Raw genomic sequence first — 21,876 nt, forward strand, 5'->3', positions numbered from 1 at the left:
CGCGCCACGCACACGGCTTGCTAGCGCTAGTCGTCATCATCCATCTCTAGCTCGGGGTCTTCGGCACGCGCTTGCTCGTAGACTTCCTTCGCAGCCGTGAGGTTGATGACGCCGATGACAAGCCCCACGACGATGTCCGGCCATGCGCTGAACCAAAAAATGGTGACCACTCCGGCGGCGAGGATGAGCAGGTTCGCCAGGACGTCGTTACGCGCCGCCAACCACGCGCCGCGCATGAGTGCACTGTCGGCTTTGCGCAGGTTCATCAGCAAAATCGCGCAGACCAGGTTGATGACCATCGCGATAATTGCCGTCACCGACAGCGTTAGTGGCTCTGGCGGCTCACCGCTAATCATCTTCCAAATGGCGGTGCCGAACGCCGCAATCGCCGGAATCAGAATCAGCCCGGCAAGGCCGAAGCTCGCTTTACGACGGCTCGCCAGCGACCACCCCAATGCGGTGAGAACCAGCAGGTTGATCAGAAAGTCTTCAAGAAAGTCTGCAGCGTCGGCGAACAGCGCTGCGGAACCAATAATTGAGGCAACAATTAATTCAATGAAGAATCCGAGAAGATTCAGGCCTGCTACCCACGCAACAATTTTGCGGGCGCGGTGATCCAAAGTTGATGAGGTAAACACGGAGGACATCGTAACGCCCGGCGCGAGTACCATCGAATCCTATGACGCACCCGCAGAAATTCCACTCAGAAATGAAGGTTCCCGGCGGCAAATTGGTTGTTGCCGACTGCGAGACCACCGGTGACACTATTTCGTCGATAAGCATTTCGGGCGATTTTTTCCTCGAACCCGATGAAGCCTACGACATTATTAATGACGCTCTCCTCGGTGCGCCTGCCGGGGACAATACGGAACGCCTACAGGCTCGCCTCGATGCGGCGCTGAAGGATTTTGAGGATCAGTCTGGTCGCGAGGTGCGACTGCACGGTTTTGATACCCACATCATTGCGCAGGTCGTTCGACGTGCACTGACACAGGCTGTCGACTTCACTGATTTGGAGTGGGAGGTTTTGCAGCCGGGAGTCCTGCCGACGGTGATGAATGTTGCCCTCGACGAACTCCTCCTTGACCAAGTCAATTCCGGACAGCGCGGACCAACTCTGCGCTTCTGGGATTGGGATGATCGTGCCACCGTCATCGGTTCCTACCAGTCCTATGTCAATGAACTCGAACCCGAGGGCGTAGAGAAGCACGATGTGCAAGTGGTGCGTCGTCTCTCCGGCGGTGGCGCGATGTTCATGGAGGGTGGCAACTGCGTCACCTACTCGATCTATGTTCCGGAGAAGCTGGTCGCCGGCCTCAGCTACGTCGAATCCTATGAGTTCCTCGACCGCTGGGTCATCGCCGCACTCGCACAGCTCGGCGTCAATGCGTGGTACGTCCCCATCAATGACATCACCTCCGATGGTGGCAAAATCGGCGGTGCCGCACAGAAGCGCCGTGGTTCGACAGTGCTTCACCACGTCACCATGAGTTATGACATCGACGCCGACAAAATGATGGAAGTCCTGCGCATTGGCAAGGCCAAGATTGCCGACAAGGGCCTCCGCAGCGCGAAGAAGCGCGTCGATCCGCTCCGTCGCCAGACCGGTGCCAGCCGCGCGGAAGTCATCGACACGATGAAGCAGACATTCATCAACCGCTACGGTGCTGCCGAGACATCACTTTCCGACGAGGACTTCGCTGCGGCGCAGCATCTTATTGACACCAAATACGGCACGGAGGGCTGGACTCACCGAGTCCCCTAAACGTCGCACTGCTTACTTGTATACGACAGCTGGTCGGGAAAAGGAGTTAACTAAAGGAGACAAGTAAACAAAGGAGAGTCGACGTGAGCGGCGAGCGTGCAATTGGGTCCTATCCTGCGAATATGCACCAAAACCTGGTGAAGGGTTCGGCGCGCGCCGTAACAACACCGCCGTGGTGGTCTCCCCGATATCGAAGGCACCGGAATTGTGATTCACGGGCGCCCACTACAGAGCTTGAACGGTGTCGGCGAATTCACCGAGACACTGGCCACAACGCCGCTACAGCCCCCGCGAGAGGTTCCAGCGCAGAACCGCAGGCCGGTCATGGTAGCGACCAAGCACTGACAGGGACGCAGTATTCAATGGGAAGGACTGGCCAAGTTCAATGGGCAGTTCCAACCAGGCCGTAGTGAGCGCACGCAGCGAGTGACCGTGGGCGAATAGAATCGCCTTGTCTTCACCCGATTCACGAACCCTTTTGACTACTCGTTCAACGCGCTTGCGGACTTCTTCCGCGGTTTCGCCATTGGGCACACCGTGAGTCCAAATCTGCCAGTCGGGAACAGTCTTCTGCACTTCCTTCGAGGTAATCCCCTCGTAGTCGCCGTAGAACCATTCCGCAAGATCCTCTTCGACTTCGAAGTCGTGGAATCCTGCCAATCGAGCGGTCTCCTGGGCACGCTGACGGGGTGATGCCAGCACTAGCCCAAAGTCCTTCGGATCCAGCCAGCCGTTCAGGGCCTCGGCTTCTTCCCGACCGTTGTCAGTCAGAGGAAGATCAGTTACCGATGTGTGCTGTCCAGTGCGCGACCACTCAGTTTCGCCGTGCCGCACGAGATATAAATCAGTCATAGTTCCAGCTTAGGCTTATTTGAAAATGCTGTTAGCCGAGCTCACCCGACTAGCCATTAGACGGGTCGCGAACCTCCAGGCCGCGCTGCGGATCCTCACACACCGTTACCGCTCCCAACTCCTCAGACCTCGCCGCCGTCGGAGAGCTACACGTCCAGTCCCCTACTTGAGCGGTCAGGGTGTTGCCACCGCCCTCAGTGTCCTTGATTGCGTCGTACCGATCCAACACATCCATAGCCTCAGCACAGGTCATCTCACCCTTGACCACTTCCGCCAGGCGATGGCCCTCCATGGCACCGCACATCATCGGCCCCTGAACAAGTGCATCCGTGCCCTGACTGTAGCCCCTCGCCGGCTCACTCCCCTGGGCCATGAGTTCCTCGACGGAATCGAAAACCTTGCCGGAGGTGCGAATATTCTTGTCCTTGCCTTCGATGGCAAAGGCCGCGTTATCCGACTGGCACACCAGCTTGTTCGCATCCGTCTTCGCACACGCAGCGGTGCCGAAGCTCGTCCATTGGCCGTCGTCAAGCTCTTCCTGAGCCGGCGGTACCCCTTCGATGAGCGTGTACGCGGCACCTGAAGTATTCAGCATGATTGCGCCCGGCGACTGTGGTGGGAACGGCGGAACCTCCACGTCGGGAATCGACGAATCAGCCTTACCGATGCACGTCACCGCGCCGTCTGAGTAGAAACACTCGCTCTTTTTCCCGTCTAGCGTGACGTAGAACGCCTTGATTCCGTTCTGGCTAAACCGCTGAACGTCAATTTTCTGGTAGGCGCTTTCATCAAATCCGATGCTGTCGGCGCTTGTCCCCTTCGTCGGCGACGGCATCTTCGGACTATCGCCCTCGCTTGCCGACGTCGATTGCGACTGCACCTCACTCTGATCATTGTTGCTTTGTGATGCGGCGGCATCTTCGGAATCTGAAGATGAGCAGCCGACGAGAGTTCCGAGCATGACAACAGCAAGGCCCGCGGTCATCCGAAACATCGCACTGCGACTGGATCGAATAGGACTCGCGGGCATCTGGCTTTGGGGGACTGACATGAAATCAGCTTATCGCCGAACGAATCGGCTGGCTTGTTGTTTGCCGTATTTAACGGATGCGGCGGTACCGCGGCTGCCATGGCCCGAGTTCGGTCACCATCAGCTGCCGCGACTACGGCTACGAACGCTGCTTAAGTGTTTCCACTGCGCGGTCGGCAAGCTCCTCGCCAGCACCGTCATAAAGGTAGACGGCCATGTCGGCACCAACGTTGAGAAGCTGATCCTTAAACCTCTGCACCTTAGTGGTGGTAGCAACCACGGCTTCGGTGTCCTGCTTACGGATGTTCTGAATCATCGCGTAGGTCTCAGCGTGCTCAGACAGCGCCAACACGTACAGCGCTGGTTTCTTCTCCAACTCGATGTGGTGCCACAGCTCTGGGTCTGTCACATCACCCGGGATAACCTGGTAGCCCTGCTCACGCAGCTCTTCGATGCGATCCTCATCGAAGTCAACGCCAAAGACGTTCATGCCGTACTCATTAACCAACCTGCCGTAGACACCGACGCCGACGCGCCCCATACCCATGATGAGGGCATCAGCGTTATCAATAATGACCGTTGCCTCTTCTGGGACCAGGCGGTCCTCTGGGGTTTCTGGGACGAACTTCTGCAGGAAGCTGACCAGCTTGTCCTCATGCGGGACCATCAGCGAGCTGGCAATGAAGCTACCCGCCACGGCGACTGCCATAATCGAGGTCCACTCATCGGGCAGAATGTCCTGTTGCGTCGCCGCAGCCATGACAATGAGGCCGAACTCCGAGTAGTTACTCAACGTCAGACCCGCCAACGCACTAGTGCGCAGGGACAGTCCGGTGCGCTTGAGAATCCCGATGAAGATAGTGACCTTGAACACCAGGAACAGGACCATAATCGCGGCGATAACGTAGCCGCCAGCACTTGGCAGACCACCGAGGCCAATTTCGATAAAGAACGCGACCAGCAGCAGCTCACGGATACTAATCAGAGCTTCCGACAGACGGTCAGAAATCGGGTGCGAGGACAGCAGAATACCGGCAACCAAGGACCCCAGCGAGCCGGACAGCCCTGCCAGCTCGAAAGCCGAGTAAGCGGCCACAGCAATACCAATGCCGGTGAGAACCAGCAGCTCAGTGCGGAACATGCGGTTGGGAAGCCGCGCCGCCAGCGGACGGATGAAGAACAACAGTGGTAGAGCCAGCGCCCACAGCTCCGGGGTCTTACCCGACGATGCCACCAGCACACCGACCGCAATGATGTCCTGCAGAATGAGCACACCAATCGCGATGCGTCCGATGGCCGAAGCACCGCGGTTCTGCTCCTCCAAGTGGCTCATCACAAACACCGTCGACGAGAAGGAAGTCGCGATGCCGATGTAAATCAACGCAGTCACCGACAGCCCCGTGAGTTCACGCAGCGGCAAGAAACTGGCGATACCAAACAGCACGGCAAAAACCACCGTGTTTAAAAATGCGTGACCCAACCCTGAAAAGACCACTCGCGGCGCCACGATATCCTTGGGATTCAGCTTCAGACCGATTGTGAAGAGCAAGGTGGTAACACCGAGCTCGGCCAGCGAATCAATAAACGGGATTTCCTCAAGTCCCATTGCATGAACGGCAAAACCGGCCCCAAGGAAACCAATCAGCGGCGGCAGCCGAAGCAACGAAGCACCGAGCCCGCCGATAATCGAAAACAGTATTGCTGTTAGGTATACGGATTCCACCCATCAAAGATAACGTCTGACACAACTGATAAATGCAGAGGTTGGCCATTAACCGTTCTTTGCCACCCGACTGGGGCTAGCGTCTTGGGAGCTAGCGTCGGTACGGAACCTCGCCCAATGCAATCGGCTGCGGGTGCTCCGCCACCCACGCGACCGCCCCTGCCGTCAGCGCATCAATGTCCTGCTCACCAGCTTTACGCTGCTTTACGACGGCCATTGCATCCTCGGCAGCCCCAACCGTCTCCAGCCAAAAGTCGGCCATTGTGACAAAGTCTTCGTCCCAGTTGACGTAGCCCATCTCCAGGGCCTCGTACCCGAGCCGGCCCACGATGCGGATAACTTCGCCCTGCACAGTCGCGGCTGCGCCTCCGCCCGGAACCAGGTAGTTCCAGAGGTATCGGAACTGACCGTTGGTCGATTTATCTGCAGGGACAATGATGTCGCTGTGGCCGTCGTGAGGTGTAATCACGTCCGGACGTTCCGCACCGATGCGTTCATAGAGGCGATCCATGACCGGCTCATACTTGTCGCGTTCCTTGTCTGACAGGCGGTTGTAGCGGCGACCGAACTTGGTGAACTCTTCGCGCACTTCGTCGTCGATTTCCGAACCAGCGTCCAGGAGCACCTCGATACTCTCTAGGACTCGACTGAGGGAATCGGTATCGGCAGCAGCAACCGCCTCTTTGAACGCTGTCCGGCCGTGACCGAGGCGGTTCTCGCGGTGAAGGTCAGCACCATTTTCCAACAGCAACGCAATCGCCTTGGGCTGATGGCTCTTCGCTGCCATGAAAAGCGGAGGATACTTACCGGCTTCGATGTCGGCACCGCATTCGAGCAGGATTTTCATCTTGTCGGTATCGCCCCGGCTTGCATGCTCTGCCAGCGCGGTCTTACCGAAGTGGTTCTCAGTGTTGACGTCGAGCCCCTGGTCGATTAGCCAACGCATGAGCTCCGGAGGGGTGCCACGGAGCGCCAGTGCAGTGTCCTTGCTGTATCCGAAAACTGCGTTGAGTGCGCAAGTGTCATAGACGGCCTTCAGCGCATCGATGTCACCGGCTTCGAGCAGCTCTTCGAAGTTCTCGACCAGTTTCTTCCGCTTCCGTGGCATGCAGTTTCCCCTTTACTTACCGCCCTCGTCGGTGGACAGCGCAGCCACGAATGCCTCCTGCGGCACCGAAACCGAACCGATGTTCTTCATACGCTTCTTACCGGCCTTCTGCTTCTCCAGCAGCTTGCGCTTACGGGAGATGTCACCGCCGTAACACTTAGCAAGGACGTCCTTGCGCAGTGCACGAATGTTCTCGCGGGCAATAATCTTCGAACCGATTGCGGCCTGAACCGGGACCTCGAACTGCTGGCGAGGAATCAGCTCGCGCAGCTTCTTGGTCATCTTGTTGCCGTACCACTGCGCATTGTCGCGGTGGACGATAGCGGAGAAAGCATCGACTGCTTCGCCCTGCAGGAGGATATCCACCTTGACCAGATCCGCAAGCTGCTCGCCGGCATCTTCGTAGTTCAGCGAGGCATAACCCCTGGTACGGGACTTCAGCATGTCGAAGAAGTCGAAGATGATCTCGCCCAGTGGCATCTTGTAGCGCAGCTCCACGCGGTCTTCCGACAGGTAGTCCATACCGCCCATCTCGCCGCGCTTCTGCTGACACAGCTCCATGGTGGGGCCAACGAATTCACTCGGCACAACGATGGTGCACTTGACCATCGGCTCGTAAATTTCGCGGAGCTTGCCCTCCGGCCAGTCACTCGGATTGTGAACAGTGACCTCGGTGCCGTCCTCAATGACAACGCGGTAGACAACGTTCGGAGCCGTCGAAATCAAATCCAGGTCGAACTCGCGCTCGAGGCGGGCACGGGTAATCTCCATGTGCAGCAAGCCCAAGAAGCCACCGCGGAAACCAAACCCGAGGGCAACCGAAGTCTCCGGTTCGAATGTCAACGAAGCGTCGTTAAGCTGGAGCTTTTCCAACGCATCACGCAGGTCGGGATAGTCCTGCTGAGAGATTGGGAACAGACCGGAGTAGACCATCGGCTTGGGCTCTTCGTAACCTTCCAGAGGCTCCTCAGCCGGTGTGGCGTTCAGCGTGACGGTGTCACCGACCTTGGACTGACGGACATCCTTCACACCAGTGATGAGATAACCGACCTCGCCGACGCCAAGGCCCTTACACTTCTTCGGCTGCGGCGAAACAATGCCGATTTCCAGCAGCTCGTGCTTGGTGCCGGTGGACATCATCTGAATGACCTCACGCGGCTTGAGCTGACCATCAACAACACGGATGTAGGTGACCACACCGCGGTAGGTGTCGTAGACGGAGTCAAAGATCAGCGCACGGGCAGGTGCCTCCGGGTCGCCGACCGGTGCCGGGACGAGCTCACAGACTCGGTCGAGCATCTCCTCAACGCCCTCACCGGTCTTACCCGAAACACGCATGACATCCTCCGGCTCACAGCCGATGATGTGCGCGATTTCCTCCGCGTACTTATCCGGATCCGCGGCCGGCAGGTCAATCTTGTTCAGAACCGGAATGATCTCCAGGTCATTTTCCATGGCCAAGTACAGATTGGCCAGCGTCTGCGCTTCGATGCCCTGAGCGGCGTCGACAAGCAGAATCGCGCCTTCACACGCCTCTAGCGCACGCGAGACCTCGTAGGTGAAGTCAACGTGACCAGGCGTATCAATCAGGTGCAGGACAATCTCTTCCCCCGCGTGCTGACCTGTGCTCGGAACCCACGGCAGGCGCACGTTCTGAGCCTTAATAGTGATGCCGCGTTCGCGCTCAATATCCATATTGTCGAGGTACTGATCGCGCATGTCGCGCGCCTCCACAACACCCGAGAGCTGCAGAATTCGGTCCGCCAGGGTGGACTTACCGTGGTCAATGTGCGCAATAATGCAGAAATTTCGAATCCGTGAGGGGTCCGTAAAAGTCTGCTCCGCAAAATTCTTGGTCACGTTGGGTCTACTCCGAAAAATAAAGACGTTATGGGCATTGGGGCGCGGCGTTGGCCGACCCATATGCGCCGGCCTCGAAAACCGACCAGCCGGGCTTAAATACAATCACGCACAATCTTACCTATCGATTCCCTCCGCACTAAACCTCTAGACTTAGATTCCATGAGCTCCACTTCGTCCACCGATCAAAATGAACGCGAAAGCTGGCCACGCCGCCTGCGCAATCGCATCAGCGCGCGTCTTTTCGCCGGTACCGAGTGGTTCCGCGGCCCCGACACCCTCGATGAGGCGCTGTTTAAGCTCAACACGCAACTTGGGCTCGCTCAGGACACCTCGCTTTCCGACGAGTCCAAGGAGGCCCTACTTCGCCTGCGAGACCCGGTGACCATCGCGCGTCCAACCGCGGAACTGGCCCGCACGATCGTGTACAGCCCCGACATGGATGGTCAAGCCGACCCCGGCGAAGTGGTGTGGATTCCATTGCAACTCGAAGGCGAAGACGCCGCCTTGCGGGAGCGCGCAGTTGTCGTGGTTGGCCGCCATGACCAGTACCTTCTGGGCATGCTGATTTCCACTCGCACCGAGCACAGCGAGCAACCGGAGTGGCTCTTTATCGGCAGTGGGTTCTGGAATGAAGACCCCAAGCCGTCGTGGGTGCGGATGGACCGTATCTTGCTCATTCCGGAATCCGGGATTCGCCGCGCAGGTGCGATGATGCCCCGCAGGCGCTTTGAGCTCATCGCCGCCCGACTGCGCGGGGACTACGGCTGGAATTAGGCAGTGGCTGGAACTGGGACGTGGCTGGAATTACTCAGTAGCTGAAATTAGGCAGTGGCTGGTATTAGGCAGCGCTGTTTGCTAGAATTCTGCAAGTTGTTTACCGTTGCGTTCCTTTGCGGCGAGCGCGGGCAGGACCTTGGGTTCGCGTTTTCATCGTCGTACAAGCGCAGTGCGCGGTGTGATTTCGCTGGTTGATTAGTTTGACCGGCGATGATTGTACAGCACGATATGCACTGTGATCAGGACTTTTCTTGGTGGCGGGCGGTAACAATTCCAACTACTACGGATACAAGAGGTATTCACGATGGCAAATATCAAGTCCCAGATCAAGCGCAACAAGACCAACGAGAAGGCTCGCCTGCGTAACCAGGCAATCCGCTCTGCAGTCCGCACTGAGATCCGCAAGTTCAAGGCTGCTGTTGAGGCTGGCGACAAGGCTGCTGCTGAGGCTCAGCTGCGCGTTGCATCCCGCAAGCTGGACAAGGCTGTCACCAAGGGCGTCTTCCACCGCAACACTGCGGCTAACAAGAAGTCCGGTATGGCTAAGGCTTTCAACAAGCTGGAGGGCTAATTCCCTTTTGGCGCTGTGAGCTGTGCCGTTGCAGCGGCTGTTTCAGCGCTGCGCTTGCGTCGTGCGAGCACTGCTTTTACGCCGCGCTTGCACCGTGAAAGTTAACCGCTTTCTGCTATTTTCCGATTTTCAATTCGGAATGTGGCGGGAGGCGGTTTTTCTTATTTAATCCCAATGCGAGTTACTGATTGCGTTTATGTTTGGCGACGGCGGGCCGCTCCGACTTACTGACTGCGCTTATGACAAAAATGGCCTGAAAAATGGCTTGAAAGTGCTATAAACTTACACAGTTTCACATTTGCAGCCCGTTGGGCTGGCCGTGGACCCCGCCTTCCACGCTGTTGGTTGTTGATTTCCATCGCTTCGGTTCCAGCACACCAACCTGCGGCCAGCACATGCGGACAGCACAATTTCTACAGGAAGGAAACTCATGCCGAAGACAACTTTCACGACCGTTGCGCACGCCCCTACCAACCTCGAAACTACGGTGGCCTCTCGCGACATGAGCTTCACCCTGGACGAGCCGACTGACCTCGGGGGAACCAACAAGGGCATGAACCCGGTCGAGGCGCTGCTCGGAGCCCTCGGCGCCTGCAAGTGCATCGTCATCCGCTCATTCGCTGCTGCCCAGGGCATCAAGCTCAACGATGTCAAGGTTGAGTGCTCCGGTGTGCTCGATCCAGACGGATTCATGGGGAAGAACCCGGAGGCAAAGATCGGTTTCTCCGAGATCCACACCCGCTTCCACATTGATGCAGATAACACGAGGGAAGAACTAGTTGCATTCCTCGACTTTGTCGAATCCCACTGCCCGGTCCAGGACACGCTGTCCAACCCGGCTACATCGTCCTTCGAGCTTGCATAGCTGAAAATCATCGGCGCTAGCGAAGCAGCCTGCTGAGCAGAACGGCCACACAATCACCGTGTTCTTCGCGGTGTTTCGCCTGTCACCACAGAACTGAAGCTCCCACGGGGACCCGAACTATTTAACGCCGATGGGACGAATGGGCCAGCTCCGCGATACGAAGTACCGACTGTTCCAGCGATAGCTCCGGTGTCGACGAGGCTCCCTTCGTGTCCGCATCCAGCTGTGCCGCGACAACCACAGCGCGAGCAACCGCAGGGGTTGACCAGGCAGAGGCCAAGCGCTGAGTTTTCTCCAACTTCCACGGCGGCATGCCATAGCGGTGGGCATCTCTACGCGCATTGACACCACGCGCGCCGTGGAGCCGAGCTACATCACCGACCATTCCCGTGATTGCAGCCGACAGCAGTGCCGGTGCCATGCCCAGCTGCAAGGCACGACGCATCTTGGACAACGCTTCCCCACCGCGACCGCGCAGTGCTAGCTCGGCAATCTCAAAGCCCGAAACCTCCGCCGACGCGCCGTAGTAGGTGCGAACTGCTTCCGAGGTGACCTTGCCCGCAGTATCTGCACAGAGCTGGGAAATGGCAGTGGCCAACTCGCGGAGGTCCGAACCGACCGCATCCAGGACGGTATCAATGACGTCGCGACGCACCTTAACCCCGTGTGCAGCAAACTCTTCGCCGACGAAACCGGGCAAGTCGTTTCTCTTGAGCGGTTGTGCTTCGAAAAAGCGGACGCCTAGCTTACGCAGGTCAGCCACCATCTTCTTCTGACGTCCCTCGCCGGTGTGAAGGAGAATCAACGTGATGCCCGGCGCGGGATCTTTAACAGAATCCATCAACAGCTTGGCGGGTTCTTTACCCGCATCCTGGCAGTCGGTGACAACCACAATGCGGTCATCCCCAAACAACGAGGGGCTGAAGAGCTCCACGGCATCGACAGTGGTCATGTCCCCTGCGCGGATGGTGGTCACAGGCACCGAGCGTCCGCCCGGATCGGACTCCGTTGCTGCCTGCGCGCGGACGGCAGCGACAATGGCGAGGCGGGCGCGGTCTTTCAGCAGCTCCTCTTTGCCCACAATCAAATTCACGGGTGCGACGGCGCTCAATCCCGACCTCTTTTCCGCGTTGATTCCTGCGACTGTTATTTCTAGCCTACGGGACAGCCCGGATTTCACCTCCCTCGCCAAACGTCACCATTCGAATAGAGAGCTTGTGGCCCATCTCGCTGTGGACACACCACAGGAATGTGCTCGGGGGTCATTACGATTTCTCGCACGCGCGGACCACACTCGCGGGCGACAAACCACTGCGGTGAGCTGCGTGTTCGGGGAACTCTGCCGCTCACGGCCTCAGCGATATACGACGGGGCCTCCACCACCACGGTTTCTGTCGCGGGATTATCAGCGGTGGCATCGAGCACCTGGGCGTGCCACGCCATTTCCTCGGTGAGTCCGAGGGCAATTCGGCACTGCCGGCTAAGTGGGAGCGGCGCGGCTGGGTTGTCCGGAGCTTGTGCAGAGTGCCCCACAGAAGCGGAATGATCCACAGATGCGACATGGTTGACGGGCTCTTCGACAGCGCCCGCGTGAATGAGAACAATCTGGTTTTTCTCAGCACAGGCGGCAAGCTTCCACCCCTGTGGGGCACGCGCAATATCGAGGCCGAACACCCAAATAACGGCGTAGCTACAGGCGGCCAGGACAACTGCAAAGCCACCAGCGCGAAGCGCAAGACGGGGCCGCGCCCAGAGCGTCGTCAAGCATGTGATTGTAAGCGTGCAGGAGACGACCAACGTGACCGTTCCAGTGGCGGGCGTGACGATGTCTGCAGTAAGGCGTGCGACTTGATAGATCCACCACGCGCATGGTGCAGCACACCAGAGCAGAGCGTTGACCAGCCAATTGAGATGCAATGCGGCGGCAACGGCAGCGAGCGAACCGGCGATAGTAACGGGTGCGACGGCGGGCGCGGCGAGCAGATTCGCCAACAGTGAGATATGGCTGATTTCGCCGATGAGAAGCGCCAATACGGGCATGGTGACCACGTGTGCGGCAATCGATACGGCGATGGCGCGGACTACTGGGGCAGGCCAAGTCCCCATAACGGTGGTGGCGGACAGACGTCTGGCAAGGGGCTCGGCAAGAAGGACTAGCCCGGCGGTGGCCGCGACCGAGAGGGCGAAACCCACTGATACCGATAGGTCTGGTGCCAGGAGAATCAACCCAATAATGCCAGCCGATAGCGCCGCGATCGCTTGGCCAGCTCGTCCTACGAGAATAGCCAACAGCCCAATGCAGCCGGTGACCACTGCGCGTAGCACTGAGGGTTCTGTGCCCACGATTGCTACAAACCCATACAGGGCAACCGCGGCGACTGCGACTCGCACTCGCGGCCCAGCCCAGGAGAAGACCGCCACGACAGCCCCGACAACAAGTGCAACGTTGGCTCCAGAGACGGCCGACAGATGCGAAAGTCCGGAGGCGGTCATCATGTCGCCGTCGGTGAGGCTAAAGCCACGCTCATCGCCGATGGCCATGGCGGGAATGAGGCGGTCGGGGCCAAAGGGGAGATTCTGCGCCGAGTCAAAGAGCTGCTGCCTCACGTCAGCGGCAAGCCCCTGTGGTGGCGCAATGACCTCAACATCTCCGCGTAGGTTCAGCTGGATTCCGCTGATGCAGGGTTTGTTGGCCGCACGTATACCGGCTGTGGATTCAACTACGGTGTCTCTCGTGACCGACAACAGTGACTCGTCGCCAAAAACCGTCACCTGCCCAGGAAGGCCCTCGATGCGTGCCTTCGCACTGGCCCCGAACTCGGTTGCTTTCGGCTCCGTGACCAGGCGCAACTGCACTTTCGCCATCCTGCCAATGTCGTGATGGAGCTCGTGGGCTCGGGCTCGCGCTATGCGGATTCGCATGGCTACCGCAACGCTGGCCACCGACACAGCTGGCACCAGGATAGTGGCGATCGCTCGCCAGCCGGATGTCACCGCGCCTCTTCCCCATCGCCACGACCAACGCTGCCACGCCCACGGCAACACCACCGCAGTCACGATTGCGCACGGTGCCACAACTATCGCCCATTCTGGGCGCATGATCACTGCCACCGCAGTCGCCCACGCCAACACCGCTGCTGGCACTAGCCGCACATCGAGCCCAGCACGAGCGCGCAGGTCAGACGGTGGCGACATCGCGCAGAGCCTCTACCTTCGCCGGGCCGATTCCCGGAACCTCCTCAAGTGCGTCGATACTCGCAAAAGGCCCGTTCTTTTCTCGAAAGTCGATGATTTTGGTCGCCGTTGCGGGTCCGATTCCGGGCAATTCCTCCAACTGAGTAGCAGTAGCGGTGTTGATGTTGATCTGTCCGTCCGAGCCGCCCGGGCCAGCCCCGCCTGCAGCACCGGCGCCAGAACCACCAGAAACATCGGTGCCAGAACCGCCAGAAACATCGGCCCCGCCCTCCGCCGTCCCTGCTGGCAGCGCCTCTGCCCCGACCACAATCTGTTGACCATCAACCAACGGCGCCGCCAGGTTCACACTGGCAGGATTAGCCTCCGGCAAAAGCCCACCCGCACGCTCAATTGCCTCCACCACCCGCGCGCCCGCTGGCACCTCCACCACGCCTGGATTCACGACCAACCCCACTACCGACACAATCAACGGCCCCGCCTGTGCCTGAGCGTTAGTCTCCTTCCCCGCACCGCCCGGCGTCTCCGCTGAGGTTTCGGTCGTCTCCGGTGTCGTCCCCGCGACAGCCGCGTCCCGCACCGCAGGCATCTCTACCTGCGGTGACGACGGCCATACCACCGCCGCAATTGCTCCCAGGGCCAACACCGCAATCACAATGCACGCAGCCATTGCCACCCGCGGCGTCACCACCGCCCGGCGCACGGAAAAGTCCACCGCCATGCGCTTGTCTTGATCAATCGGTTCCAAGTAGTCCGCCAGCCGATTCCGCAAATTCGTCACGATGCGCACACTAGCGCCCCGCCCCACACCGCACTCCCGCGAAAGCACCTGTCGAAGCGTCATCTGTGGATAAAAAATGACCTGTGGAGGTTATCCACAGGCCACATCATCTGCTCAGTTCAGCCGCTATATCTTCGTCTCATCGCCGTCATCATCACGCTTGTCGCTTGACGACGACTCCTGCGATTTCTCCCCTTCGTTGCCAAATACAGCTCCCTCGGGATCGGACTTATCGCGCAGCGCCAAATCAGAGATAGCCTTCGCCAGGCGCTCAGCTTTATCCAGGGCTGCTTGGCGGTTCTCACTCCACGTTGGCAATTTAGAAACAGCCGTGGTGAAAAGCGGAATTCCCTGTTCATTAGTCACGACTGTGCGATGGATACGCTTATTGCGGTTGCGACTAGCAGCCGGATTCTCAACTACCTTCACCGCGGCCTGATCGGTGATTGGTTCATCCGAGTCAGTGGCGTCAGCGGTTTCAGCTGAACCAACGGAGCCATCCGCCCTTTCCATGTCAGCACAGTCACCGGAATTGCCTATGTTCCCGGAATCATCTTCCACTGCGTCGGTAACCTCAGCTTCAACAGTAGCCGCGTCACTCTCCTCCACCCTGTGGAGCAGCGCAGTTACTCCCATCTCTGCTTCAAAATCCATGGCATCCGAATCAATCGAGCCACCGGAAACCATGCCAACTGCATAGGCTCCCTGCCCGACATGAGCAGCAAGCGACTCCGGCAAATCCAGGATTCTAAACCGGGTATCGTCGGGTAGCTCTTCGGCAAGCATGGCCTGGAGCTCGTGGACGTCGTCAAGCGCGTCGGAATGATGCAGCAATACTGCAGGCGGACGGTTCGCCGATGACGCAGACCGCACCATCTTCGTGGCAAAATCCACCATCCGCTGCTTGACCTTCGCTTCTGTGCGGCACTTGGCGACGAGTGCCAGTGAGCCATCTTTAATGCCGACGATGGGCTTGATAGCGAGAGCCGTAGAGAGCATCGCTTGGCCCGCGGAGATGCGACCACCACGGCGCAGCGAATCAAGCTTTGGTACAAACAACCAGAGTCGATAGCGCTGCAGCACATCACGGGCTACATCAGCAACCTCATCACGACTAGCCCCGGCTCTTGCGGCCTTGGCTGCAGCGATGGCAGCGGCACCGACTCCAGCCCCTACGGTGTCGGTGTCGATAACGGTCACGCGGTCGAGCGCACCGGCAGCCGTGACGGCGTTAGACCAGGTCGCGGACATTCCCTTACCAAGATGCAGGGCAACAACGCCAGCGTCAGAGCCGTCCTGGTTGGAGCGTTCCAGCGCACGCGCATATGCGGCGCACAGCTTCAGCGGACTGACTGCCGACGTGGTGACGGCGTCTTCATTGATGTCATGGCCGATGGGAACCACGGTGATATCGAGCTTGCGGGCAACCTCGGGCATCAGGCACGCAGTGTCATCGACAACAATGCGAACGCGACCGTCACCGGGCATGGCGGCCTCCTGAAGAATCAGAAACCTGCGATTCCCGCGCGCGAACCTTCGCATTAAAAGCATTCAGGTACCAAGAGGTCTCACCATTGACGCGCGTGCGTTGCTCCATGTCAACCCACGCAGTGTTGCCCAGGCCGTTAAACGTGCTGAAATAGTCGCGCGGCAGCTGCAGCAGGGCTGCGGTAGCGGCAGCAATGGCACCACCGTGGGACACGAGCACAAAGGTGTCCGACTCCCAATCGGGGTTAGCTGCTAGCTCAGCAATGACTGCCAGCATTCGGTTGGAGACCTCAAAGCGGGTCTCGCCGCCCTTGGGTACCCAGTTGAGGTTATGACGCCAGTGGTCACGCATACCGGGAAACGAGGAGTCAATCTCGTCGTAGGTGCGCTCTTGCCATTCACCGAGGTTGGTCTCACGCAGGCGCTTATCAAAACTCAACTCTGCGCCGGTGGCCTCAGCTAGCGCGCGGGCGGTGTCAGCTGCCCGGGTCAGGTCGGAGGACACGATTTTTGTGATTCGCGGTTCAGCCTCCGCCAGGTACTGCGCCGCAGTACGGGCTTGCTCGCGGCCAACGTCGGAAAGCTGCGTGTCCAGCTGTCCCTGAATGCGGCCGGTAGCGTTATACGACGTCTGCCCGTGCCGCAGCATAATCAGGCGACGTCGAGCGGCAACATGTGCCTCGCGTGAGCCCGCCACAGTTAAAACTCGTCCGTGTCCGGGTTTTCGGCAGCCAGCGGAATCTCGTCGATGGAACGAGCATTGCGGGCGGAATCTTCGCCGTCCTCGTTGCTCGGCTGCTCGACGCCTTCGACCTCGATGCGCGGGCAATCGCGCCACAGTCGATCCAGGCCGTAGAAGTCGCGTTCTTCACTGCGGAAGACATGCACGACAATGTCGCCGTAATCCAGCAGCGCCCAACGTCCCTCACGGACACCTTCGCGGCGAACCGGCTTTGCGCCGAGGTCACGCAGATCGTCCTCAATTTCGTCGACGATTGCGGCAACCAGACGCTCATTGTCAGCACTGACCAGGACGAATGCGTCCGTAATCACCACTGGGCCAGAGACATCGAGAACAACGACGTCCTCACCCTTTTTGCTATCGGCGGCCTTAGCCGCGGCAGTCGCCAGCTCAATGGCGCGTGGTTGTGCAGTCACGAAAGACTTCAGCTCCTTGTGATTAAAAAAGTCGTGAAAAACAGCGTTTGTACTTGTAACTTACCGTCTCAGCGGGATTTTGCTAACTTTCAGTCGTCGGTATCGGACTTCGCATCCACCGATGCCGCATCCACCGGCGCCGTGTCCTCGGAGGTCGAGTTCACCGATGCAGGGCCCACAGAACCAACTGTGCCCTCAGCAGACTGGTACAGACCACGCTTAGCGATGTACTGGACCACGCCATCCGGCACCAAGTACCACACAGGGCGTCCTGCCTCCGCCCGCTTTCGACAGTCGGTGGAAGAAATAGCCATCGCGGGAATCTCGATGAGGTGTAACCGCGAGGCGTCAATCCCCTCCAGGTCCTCTGCACGCAGGTGAACTCCTGGGCGAGTGACGCCGACGAACGTTGCTGCGTCGAACATCTCCTCCCAGTCCCGCCACGTCATAATCTTCTGCAGCGCATCGGCACCGGTAATGAAGAACAGATCCGCGTCGGGATAGATGACTTTCAAATCCCGCAGCGTATCGACGGTATAGGTCGCACCCGGCCGGTCAATATCAACCCGCGAGACCGAAAACTGCGGGTTTGACGCGGTGGCAATGACCGTCATCAGGTAGCGATCTTCGCTGTGAGAGACCTTTCGGCCGCGCTTTTGCCACGGTTCACCCGTGGGCACGAAAAGCACAAAGTCGAGGTCAAAACGGTCTGCCACCTCGCTGGCGGCAACCAGGTGACCATTGTGGATGGGGTCAAATGTGCCACCCATTACGCCAATGCGCTGCCGGGGCGCTTCCGCCGACTTTGCTGTCAACGCGGCATGTACTCGCGACCGCACACTTTTCTTGCGCTTAATCATGACTGGCACTTTACCTGGGCACTACGGACGAGTCTGTCCACGACCAGCCAGAACCCACTTGCTGCTGGTCAACTCCGGCAGCCCCATCGGGCCACGGGCGTGCAGCTTCTGAGTGGAAATACCAATCTCTGCGCCGAAACCATACTGCTCACCATCGGTGAATGCAGTGGAGGCATTGACGCTGACGGCGGCAGCATCAACACGGTCGACGAACTCCTGGCACACTCCCCAGTCACGTGCAGAGATAGCTTCCGTGTGCCCCGAGGAGTACTCAGTGATGTGATCAGTTGCGGCCACCACACCGTCGACAATGCGCGCGGCAATGTCTAGCGAGAGGTACTCATCCGACCAGTCTTCCGCTGTCGCAGGAATAACCTCACCGGTCCACCCAGAGGCCGCCAGATTATCGACATCGCCGTGGACCGCAACGCCCGCGTCGGCAAGCGCGTCCAAAATGCGGACCTGATCCTGCGCGGACAGCGCCGAGTCAATGAGCACCGTTTCGGTGGCGTTACAGACGCTCGGACGGCGGGTCTTGCCGTTAATCATCAGCGCAATCGCCTCGTCAATGTCGGCGGAGGCATCGATGTAGATGTGGCAGTTACCGGTACCGGTCTCAATGGTCGGCACCGTTGCCTTCGTCACAACGGCCTCAATCAAACCGGCGCCACCGCGCGGAATCACCACGTCAACCAGGCCGCGGGCAGTGATGAGATCCTGCACGGAATCGTGGGTCTCACACGGCAGCAGCTGGACAAGGTCCTCCGGTGCATCGTGGTTGGCCAGCACCTCACGCAAAACCGCGACCAGCTGCGTGTTGGAGTGGACGGCGGACTTGGAGCCACGCAGCAAGGCCACGTTGCCCGACTTCAGCGCCAGACCAAAGGCATCGACAGTAACGTTCGGGCGAGCCTCGTAGACCATGCCCATCACGCCCAGCGGGACGCTGACCTGGGAGAGCTTAATGCCGTTGGGAAGAGTGCTTCCACGCAGCACCTCGCCTACCGGATCCGGCAGGGCCGCAACCTGACGAAGCCCACCGGCAATACCCTCAACACGATCGGCGTCAAGACGCAGGCGATCCAGCAGGGAGTCACTAAAACCACGGGCCTTACCGGCCTCGATGTCCTTGGCATTGGCCGCCAGAATGTCTTCAGTACGGGCAACCAGCGCGTCGGCTGCGGCCAGCAGGAGCTCGTTCTTGCGTGCCGACGTAAAGCGCGACAGCTCTCCCGCGACAGCCTTGGCACGCTGTGCCTTATCTAAAACCTCGGCGCGCTCAGCAGCACGCTCCGGGCTAAGAGCCGAATCCTCGGCAATGCTCTGTTGATTGGTGTTAGCAGTTTCGTTCGTTTGAGCAGTCATGCCTACCAGCATAACTAGAGTGAGACATCATTTGAGGGAATTAGCTCAGCAACCCAAGGAAAGATGTAATTCATCAACAGCAGGAACACGATGACGGCAATCACGATGGTGATAATCGCTTTCACCCACCACGGCCCCGGCAGGGATCGCCAATATGCTGCGTACATCTAGTTGACCTCCTTGGTCTCAACACCGGCGAGAACCGCGTGAATAATGAGCCGATGAGTATTGTCCCACTGCGGATGGCAGGTAGTCAGCGTAAGTAGAGTGGCGTCATCGACCGGATTGAGGACATCGGCCCGGTCCGGAGTGACAATGTGCTGGCCGGGAATCTCGGGGACATTAGTTCCCTCTGGCACGCAGTCGAAGCTTTCCCCTGCGCCAGCCATACCGTCGACCGGCAAGACCTTGTAGCGGTAAATAGCATCACGCGTTTCTACAGTGATGTCATCGCACGTCTGCAGGCGGTCAATGTTGTCAAAGGGAGCTCCGTGGCCGTCACGGTGAGCGGCGTAAGAGCTGTTGCCCACCTGCCCCGGCAGGGCCGTGCTCGGGTAATGGCCGGGGCCACCGCGCAAAACTTCCTGGGAGACACCTTCGAATACGACCAAATCGCTAAAACCCGCTTTAGGAGCGGAAATCAGCGCCACCGCGGCCCCAGGCATCCAGGAGCCCTCAACAGCTGGCTCCGTGCCTTCTGGCGCCGGAGCTGGGGCCGACGCCGGTGCGGACCATGCCTGCTGCAGCTCATCACGAGCCTGCTGCTGAGCTTTCCCGGTCTCAAGACCAGACCAGTACAGCAGGTAAAAGGCGAAGAGCGCCACCAGCACTCCAGCTGTCAAGAGCAACTCGCCGATGACGCCAATAATCTTCGATAACACACTTAGGATTATGCCCGAAAGTTCCTCATCCAGGCAGTCTGCACTCAGCCAGTCCTCCCCCAGCCAGTCCGCACTCGGCCAGTCCGCACTCGGCCAGTCTTTGCCGAGGCACCTCTATCCGGGCGCGCCCAGGTGTGCGTCTTTAAGCGCTGCAGCTCTCAGCGCAACACCCTCCTAAGCGCGGGAAGCGAAATCCGACAGGTAGTCGGCATGAACGACAGGTTTCTGCATGTCATTCGGCAATTCCTCGGTGTGGTAGCCGATCATGCCCAGCAGTTCCTCGGAGTCATAATTGACCTCGCCGCGACCGATGACCTCACCACCAGGACCGATTAGATCGACGATGTCACCAGCGGAGAACTCACCGTCAACCGAGGTAATACCGACCGGGAGCAGCGACTTACGCATGCGGGTTACGGCGTCGACCGCACCGGCATCCAAGCGAAGTAGACCCGAGCTATCCGCTGCGTAGAGCATCCAGAACTTCCAGGCGCTCAGGCGGTTGTCCTTCGCGGCGAAAGCGGTTCCCACATCTGCTTGGTCCAGTGCTCGCTCAATGTTGGACGCCGAAGTCAGCAACACCGGCACCCCAGCACGCGAAGCCAGGCGTGCGGCAGAGACCTTCGAGGCCATTCCACCGGTGCCCAGTGCACCACCGTCACCGGCGATAACACCACGCAAGTCGTTACCGCTGCGCACCTCCGGCACAAAGGTTGCACCTGGATCGGCCGGGTTGCGGTCGTAGAGGCCGTCGACGTCGGAAAGCAGGATCAGTGCATCGCAGTACGCCAGGTGACTGACCAGCGCGGCGAGGCGGTCGTTATCGCCGAAGCGGAACTCCGAGGTCGCGACCGTGTCGTTTTCGTTGACAATTGGCACCGCGCCCAGCTGGCGCAGGCGGTCGATAGTGCGCTGGGCGTTGCGAGCACGCGAACGCACACCCGCATCGTCCGAGGTCAAAAGCACCTGTGCAGAAGTGCGACCATAGCGCAGGAAGGAGCGTCCCCACTCCTGTGCCAGGCGCACCTGCCCCACAGCCGCAGCCGCCTGCTTGGTTGCCAAATCAGTGGGACGCGAAGTCAGCCCCAGCGGCCCCATTCCAGATGCCACCGCGCCGGAGGACACAACGATGACATCGCTAATGCCCATACGCTTCTCCAAAGCATCGGCGATGAAGTCGATGCGCTCGGGATCGGTACGACCGTCAGATCCGGTCAACGAGGAAGAACCAATCTTCACCACGACACGCTTCGCGGTCCGAATTGCCTCACGAGTCTCGGAATCGAAACCGCCCTTGGTTCCCGGAGATAAATTCTCAGTCGCCTTTTCAATCTCAGCGACGGTGGACTCGGGATTGTCGTGAAGCAGCTCGTCGACCTCCTCACGGGAAATCGGCGCGTCCGATTCAGACTTCGGCGCGGTAGCTACCGGGGCATCTAATGCATCTGCTCCAGTGACGTCAACATCGTTGGCAACGGTGTCGGAAGGGATAACTGACTCACTCATTTCACTGATGGAAAACATGACGGTCTCATTTAATTCTGACCATATAATTGTTTAAACAATCAATGGCAAAATGCAAGTTTGAAGTCTTCGC

Annotated in this window: 21 protein-coding genes; 4 read left to right on the top strand and 17 right to left on the bottom strand. The window is 59.1% G+C overall.

Going from position 1 to position 21,876, the window contains the following annotated elements:
- Window positions 1–26 precede the first annotated feature (26 nt).
- On the bottom strand, window positions 27–647 hold the full coding sequence (locus tag HMPREF3042_RS10055; RefSeq protein ID WP_049172738.1) for a cation efflux transmembrane domain-containing protein: 621 nt from the start codon (window positions 645–647) through the stop codon (window positions 27–29).
- Window positions 648–679: 32 nt separating this feature from the next.
- Here HMPREF3042_RS10055 and HMPREF3042_RS10060 point away from each other — a divergent pair, with 32 nt between their 5' ends.
- Complete coding sequence (locus HMPREF3042_RS10060) at window positions 680–1,765, top strand: lipoate--protein ligase family protein (RefSeq protein WP_070857076.1); 1,086 nt, start codon at window positions 680–682, stop codon at window positions 1,763–1,765.
- A 279-nt stretch (window positions 1,766–2,044) separates the two neighbouring features.
- Here the strand turns inward: HMPREF3042_RS10060 and HMPREF3042_RS10065 are convergent, their stop codons facing one another.
- From HMPREF3042_RS10065 to lepA, 5 genes are all read right to left on the bottom strand, one after another.
- Complete coding sequence (locus HMPREF3042_RS10065; protein WP_049172631.1) at window positions 2,045–2,617, bottom strand: histidine phosphatase family protein; 573 nt, start codon at window positions 2,615–2,617, stop codon at window positions 2,045–2,047.
- A gap of 49 nt (window positions 2,618–2,666) precedes the next feature.
- Window positions 2,667–3,602: a hypothetical protein gene (locus tag HMPREF3042_RS10070; protein WP_246822421.1), complete on the bottom strand. Its 936-nt coding sequence runs from the start codon at window positions 3,600–3,602 to the stop codon at window positions 2,667–2,669.
- A 184-nt stretch (window positions 3,603–3,786) separates the two neighbouring features.
- Window positions 3,787–5,370 carry a cation:proton antiporter family protein gene (locus tag HMPREF3042_RS10075; RefSeq protein ID WP_070857078.1) on the bottom strand — a complete coding sequence of 528 codons (1,584 nt, stop codon included), beginning with the start codon at window positions 5,368–5,370 and terminating at the stop codon, window positions 3,787–3,789.
- A gap of 91 nt (window positions 5,371–5,461) precedes the next feature.
- Window positions 5,462–6,478: an ankyrin repeat domain-containing protein gene (locus HMPREF3042_RS10080; protein ID WP_070857079.1), complete on the bottom strand. Its 1,017-nt coding sequence runs from the start codon at window positions 6,476–6,478 to the stop codon at window positions 5,462–5,464.
- 12 nt (window positions 6,479–6,490) lie between these two features.
- Entirely contained in the window at window positions 6,491–8,338 is a 1,848-nt protein-coding gene (lepA, locus tag HMPREF3042_RS10085) for a translation elongation factor 4 (RefSeq protein WP_070546426.1), read from the bottom strand.
- A gap of 162 nt (window positions 8,339–8,500) precedes the next feature.
- On the opposite strand from lepA, the gene HMPREF3042_RS10090 reads away from it, so the two are divergent.
- From HMPREF3042_RS10090 to HMPREF3042_RS10100, 3 genes are all read left to right on the top strand, one after another.
- Window positions 8,501–9,115, top strand: coding sequence for a type II toxin-antitoxin system PemK/MazF family toxin (locus HMPREF3042_RS10090; RefSeq protein WP_070546425.1), 615 nt, complete (start codon window positions 8,501–8,503; stop codon window positions 9,113–9,115).
- Window positions 9,116–9,422: 307 nt separating this feature from the next.
- Window positions 9,423–9,689, top strand: a complete 267-nt coding sequence (gene rpsT / locus HMPREF3042_RS10095; protein WP_038628143.1) for a 30S ribosomal protein S20 — start codon at window positions 9,423–9,425, stop codon at window positions 9,687–9,689.
- 430 nt (window positions 9,690–10,119) lie between these two features.
- Window positions 10,120–10,554: an OsmC family protein gene (locus HMPREF3042_RS10100; RefSeq protein WP_070857080.1), complete on the top strand. Its 435-nt coding sequence runs from the start codon at window positions 10,120–10,122 to the stop codon at window positions 10,552–10,554.
- A 121-nt stretch (window positions 10,555–10,675) separates the two neighbouring features.
- Here HMPREF3042_RS10100 and holA read toward each other — a convergent pair whose 3' ends face one another.
- From holA to proB, 11 genes are all read right to left on the bottom strand, one after another.
- Window positions 10,676–11,665: a DNA polymerase III subunit delta gene (gene holA / locus HMPREF3042_RS10105; RefSeq protein WP_246822423.1), complete on the bottom strand. Its 990-nt coding sequence runs from the start codon at window positions 11,663–11,665 to the stop codon at window positions 10,676–10,678.
- Window positions 11,666–11,730: 65 nt separating this feature from the next.
- Window positions 11,731–13,749 (bottom strand): ComEC/Rec2 family competence protein, encoded by a 2,019-nt coding sequence (locus HMPREF3042_RS10110; protein ID WP_070857081.1) that lies wholly within the window; start codon window positions 13,747–13,749, stop codon window positions 11,731–11,733.
- Window positions 13,733–14,527 carry a ComEA family DNA-binding protein gene (locus HMPREF3042_RS10115; protein WP_242458656.1) on the bottom strand — a complete coding sequence of 265 codons (795 nt, stop codon included), beginning with the start codon at window positions 14,525–14,527 and terminating at the stop codon, window positions 13,733–13,735. Before HMPREF3042_RS10115 ends, HMPREF3042_RS10110 begins: the two co-directional genes overlap by 17 nt.
- A 126-nt stretch (window positions 14,528–14,653) precedes the next feature.
- Window positions 14,654–16,015, bottom strand: a complete 1,362-nt coding sequence (locus HMPREF3042_RS10120; protein ID WP_070857083.1) for a DegV family protein — start codon at window positions 16,013–16,015, stop codon at window positions 14,654–14,656.
- Window positions 16,005–16,712: a histidine phosphatase family protein gene (locus tag HMPREF3042_RS10125; RefSeq protein WP_070857084.1), complete on the bottom strand. Its 708-nt coding sequence runs from the start codon at window positions 16,710–16,712 to the stop codon at window positions 16,005–16,007. Before HMPREF3042_RS10125 ends, HMPREF3042_RS10120 begins: the two co-directional genes overlap by 11 nt.
- Before the next feature lie 2 nt (window positions 16,713–16,714).
- The gene (gene rsfS / locus HMPREF3042_RS10130) at window positions 16,715–17,173 is read right to left on the bottom strand and encodes a ribosome silencing factor (RefSeq protein WP_048735108.1); all 459 of its coding nucleotides are present in this window, start codon (window positions 17,171–17,173) and stop codon (window positions 16,715–16,717) included.
- Between the two features lie 89 nt (window positions 17,174–17,262).
- Window positions 17,263–18,033 carry a nicotinate-nucleotide adenylyltransferase gene (gene nadD / locus HMPREF3042_RS10135; protein WP_049182052.1) on the bottom strand — a complete coding sequence of 257 codons (771 nt, stop codon included), beginning with the start codon at window positions 18,031–18,033 and terminating at the stop codon, window positions 17,263–17,265.
- Between the two features lie 21 nt (window positions 18,034–18,054).
- Window positions 18,055–19,398, bottom strand: coding sequence for a glutamate-5-semialdehyde dehydrogenase (locus HMPREF3042_RS10140; RefSeq protein ID WP_371440727.1), 1,344 nt, complete (start codon window positions 19,396–19,398; stop codon window positions 18,055–18,057).
- 14 nt (window positions 19,399–19,412) lie between these two features.
- Window positions 19,413–19,565: a hypothetical protein gene (locus HMPREF3042_RS10885; RefSeq protein WP_005511511.1), complete on the bottom strand. Its 153-nt coding sequence runs from the start codon at window positions 19,563–19,565 to the stop codon at window positions 19,413–19,415.
- Window positions 19,566–20,279, bottom strand: a complete 714-nt coding sequence (locus HMPREF3042_RS10145; protein ID WP_048735116.1) for a class E sortase — start codon at window positions 20,277–20,279, stop codon at window positions 19,566–19,568.
- A 174-nt stretch (window positions 20,280–20,453) separates the two neighbouring features.
- Window positions 20,454–21,803: a glutamate 5-kinase gene (gene proB, locus HMPREF3042_RS10150; RefSeq protein ID WP_048735120.1), complete on the bottom strand. Its 1,350-nt coding sequence runs from the start codon at window positions 21,801–21,803 to the stop codon at window positions 20,454–20,456.
- Window positions 21,804–21,876: the final 73 nt, after the last annotated feature.

Origin of the sequence: Corynebacterium sp. HMSC074C05 (genome assembly GCF_001838325.1) — a bacterium.
GTDB classification, from domain to species: Bacteria; Actinomycetota; Actinomycetes; order Mycobacteriales; family Mycobacteriaceae; genus Corynebacterium; species Corynebacterium amycolatum.

Coding starts and splice junctions, on each gene's coding strand:
- HMPREF3042_RS10055 (WP_049172738.1), bottom strand. CDS start 647: ATGTCCTCCGTGTTTACCTCATCAACTTTGGATCACCGCGCCCGCAAA.
- HMPREF3042_RS10060 (WP_070857076.1), top strand. CDS start 680: ATGACGCACCCGCAGAAATTCCACTCAGAAATGAAGGTTCCCGGCGGC.
- HMPREF3042_RS10065 (WP_049172631.1), bottom strand. CDS start 2,617: ATGACTGATTTATATCTCGTGCGGCACGGCGAAACTGAGTGGTCGCGC.
- HMPREF3042_RS10070 (WP_246822421.1), bottom strand. CDS start 3,602: ATGACCGCGGGCCTTGCTGTTGTCATGCTCGGAACTCTCGTCGGCTGC.
- HMPREF3042_RS10080 (WP_070857079.1), bottom strand. CDS start 6,478: ATGCCACGGAAGCGGAAGAAACTGGTCGAGAACTTCGAAGAGCTGCTC.
- HMPREF3042_RS10090 (WP_070546425.1), top strand. CDS start 8,501: ATGAGCTCCACTTCGTCCACCGATCAAAATGAACGCGAAAGCTGGCCA.
- rpsT (WP_038628143.1), top strand. CDS start 9,423: ATGGCAAATATCAAGTCCCAGATCAAGCGCAACAAGACCAACGAGAAG.
- HMPREF3042_RS10100 (WP_070857080.1), top strand. CDS start 10,120: ATGCCGAAGACAACTTTCACGACCGTTGCGCACGCCCCTACCAACCTC.
- HMPREF3042_RS10110 (WP_070857081.1), bottom strand. CDS start 13,749: ATGTCGCCACCGTCTGACCTGCGCGCTCGTGCTGGGCTCGATGTGCGG.
- HMPREF3042_RS10120 (WP_070857083.1), bottom strand. CDS start 16,015: ATGCCCGGTGACGGTCGCGTTCGCATTGTTGTCGATGACACTGCGTGC.
- nadD (WP_049182052.1), bottom strand. CDS start 18,033: ATGATTAAGCGCAAGAAAAGTGTGCGGTCGCGAGTACATGCCGCGTTG.
- HMPREF3042_RS10140 (WP_371440727.1), bottom strand. CDS start 19,398: ATGACTGCTCAAACGAACGAAACTGCTAACACCAATCAACAGAGCATT.
- HMPREF3042_RS10885 (WP_005511511.1), bottom strand. CDS start 19,565: ATGTACGCAGCATATTGGCGATCCCTGCCGGGGCCGTGGTGGGTGAAA.
- proB (WP_048735120.1), bottom strand. CDS start 21,803: ATGTTTTCCATCAGTGAAATGAGTGAGTCAGTTATCCCTTCCGACACC.